General features: G+C 41.6%; 2 protein-coding genes. One reads left to right on the top strand and one right to left on the bottom strand.

All coding sequences use genetic code 11. The annotated features are described in order from the left end of the window. Positions 1-521 precede the first annotated feature (521 nt). Complete coding sequence (locus EAG18_RS21900; RefSeq protein WP_125254461.1) at positions 522-1,562, bottom strand: zinc-dependent alcohol dehydrogenase family protein; 1,041 nt, start codon at positions 1,560-1,562, stop codon at positions 522-524. Between the two features lie 143 nt (positions 1,563-1,705). Here EAG18_RS21900 and EAG18_RS21905 point away from each other — a divergent pair, with 143 nt between their 5' ends. Further along, positions 1,706-2,170, top strand: coding sequence for an Lrp/AsnC family transcriptional regulator (locus tag EAG18_RS21905; RefSeq protein WP_125254462.1), 465 nt, complete (start codon positions 1,706-1,708; stop codon positions 2,168-2,170). Positions 2,171-2,476 lie beyond the last annotated feature (306 nt).

Consider the following 2,476-nt stretch of genomic DNA (forward strand, 5'->3'; position numbering starts at 1 on the left):
AAAACAATCACCCTTAGCGCCCCTTAGCGCTCCTCAAATGCTTATACAAAACATTCAAAGAACACGGTTAAAGATAACCGTCAATTTCCCTTGGTAATTAGCGACTACGACAAAGTCGCGTGGTAATTAAAGTACGACAAAATCGCTTGGTGTTAACAATCTTGTGTGTAGTAGCTCATATCTGATCTTACAGTTTCGATGAATAGGTTTTGACTTTATCTGACAGACAGTTTCAAGCGAATTTGAGACGGTCGCAGTTATTTGGTGTCATTGGTTCACTTCCACAAAGCAGACATTCAGCCAAGTTACTAACATCACCTTAAAAGTTAACTGAAGTCGTTATTGTCGCTAAAACAAGCTGTGGTTGTGGAAGCTAACGTTTCTTATCAGAACATTTGGAAATAACAATATTAATGGCAATAACACCATGAGCCATTAAACCTGTGTTCATACTGGTTGCCATGTTTTCCAAATTAATGAAATCAACCTGATTCAAGCAGTTAAATTATTCACATTGCCACTTAAAACTCAGTAACAACAGTTACGCCAGGTACAGAAGATGAATCCATGGTGGTTAAAGCATCGATCGATTGCTCAAGATTAATGCGCTGACCTATTAGTTTTTCAGGTGCCAGTTTCCCAGAAAGCATCATTGCCAACATGTCTTGATAACGGAAAGCTTGCATCCCATGACTTCCAATGATTTCTAGCTCTTGAGCAATTACCTTGCTCATAGGGATATTGGGAGCTGCTTGATCCCCCAGTAGCAAGCCTACTTGGACGTGTTTACCTAAGCTGCGCAGGCATTTGATTGAATTGACACAAGTCACACTGTGGCCAAGTGCATCTAGCGAGACATGAGCGCCACCTCGGGTAAGTGACATAATTGCTTCAGCAACATCGTCAACCTTACTTGCGTTAATGACGGCAACGGCACCTAAAGAGCGAGCAAGCGTAAGTTTATCTTCAGCAATATCGACGGCAATAACATTTGCACCAATGGAATTGGCGATCATGATGGCAGATAATCCAACGCCCCCACAGCCATGAACAGCAACCCACTGCCCAGCTTTCACTTTACCTTGGTCGACCACGGCTCTAAATGAAGTTACAAATCGACAACCAAGACTTGCTGCTGTAGCAAAATCCATATCGTCAGGTAAGTGAACTAAATTTGTATCGGCATTATTAATCGGTACATATTCGGCAAACGACCCCCAATGAGTAAAACCTGGTTGCGTTTGGGTTGAACAAACCTGTTGGTTACCAGAATGACAATCCGGACAACTTCCACAACCATTTACAAACGGTACAGTTACACGTTCACCCACCTTAAAGTGACGAACATTTTTGCCAACCGCTTCTACCACGCCAGCAAATTCATGTCCCGGCACATGAGGCAACTCAATACCTGAGTCATGACCTTTCCAGCCATGCCAATCACTGCGGCACACGCCTGTAGCTCTAACATTGATAATAACGCCATCATCAGCCAATTCCGGCTCTTTAACATTCATTACTTTTGGTGCTTGACCAAATTTTTCGTAAACAACTGCTTTCATCACCAACCACCTTATGTATCGAGTTTGTTACCTAGGACTATACTACGAGTTAAAACTGAAATTACCTTGCTAAATTAACTTGAAGGCTGCCAAATAAGGAAATACTCTTTCATATATAACCCACTTAAAGAAAGAGTCTCCCTATGAGTAAGCTAACCAAGATAGACAATGATATTTTGTGGCATATGCAAAGAGATGGTCGCTTGACGAATGCGAAGTTAGCCAACGAACTGGCGATGAGTGAGTCCCCCTGTTGGCGAAGGTTAAAGCGTTTAGAGGAGGAAGGATATATCGAAAGTTACCAAGCCAATTTAGACAGACGTAAGCTAGGGTTTGGTGTATTGGCCTTCGTACAGCTCACTTGCACAGAGCATGACAGTCAAACAACCACCACTTTTGAAGCAGTTATCCAAAATTGCGATCAGGTACTTTCTTGCCACAATACAACAGGTGACGCTGATTTCCTATTACAGGTTGTTGCAAAAGATTTGGATGACTATAGCCAGTTCATCGATAATACCTTACGTAAATTACCAGGGGTTTCGTCTATTCGTTCAAGCTTATCACTGCGAGAACTAAAAGCTTCCTCTAGGCTTCCGATTGGCTAAAAATTGCTATATCCAAAAAAGTTTGGTTTGAGCGTCCGCTATCACAATTAGATTTGAGATATTAAGAGCTATAGAGCGGCAGTTGTTGGCACATATGCGACTGTCAGATTTGATTGAGTTTTATTATTCGAATCTGACAGATCAAATTAAGACTTATTCATCTTATGTTGTTAACACCAAGCGATTTTGTCGTACTTTAATTACCACGCGACTTTGTCGTAGTCGCTAATTACCAAGGGAAATTGACGGTTATCTTTAACCGTGTTCTTTGAATGTTTTGTATAAGCATTTGAGGAGCGCTAAGGG

The organism is Pseudoalteromonas sp. J010 (assembly GCF_003934235.1).
Taxonomy (GTDB): Bacteria; Pseudomonadota; Gammaproteobacteria; order Enterobacterales; family Alteromonadaceae; genus Pseudoalteromonas; species Pseudoalteromonas peptidolytica.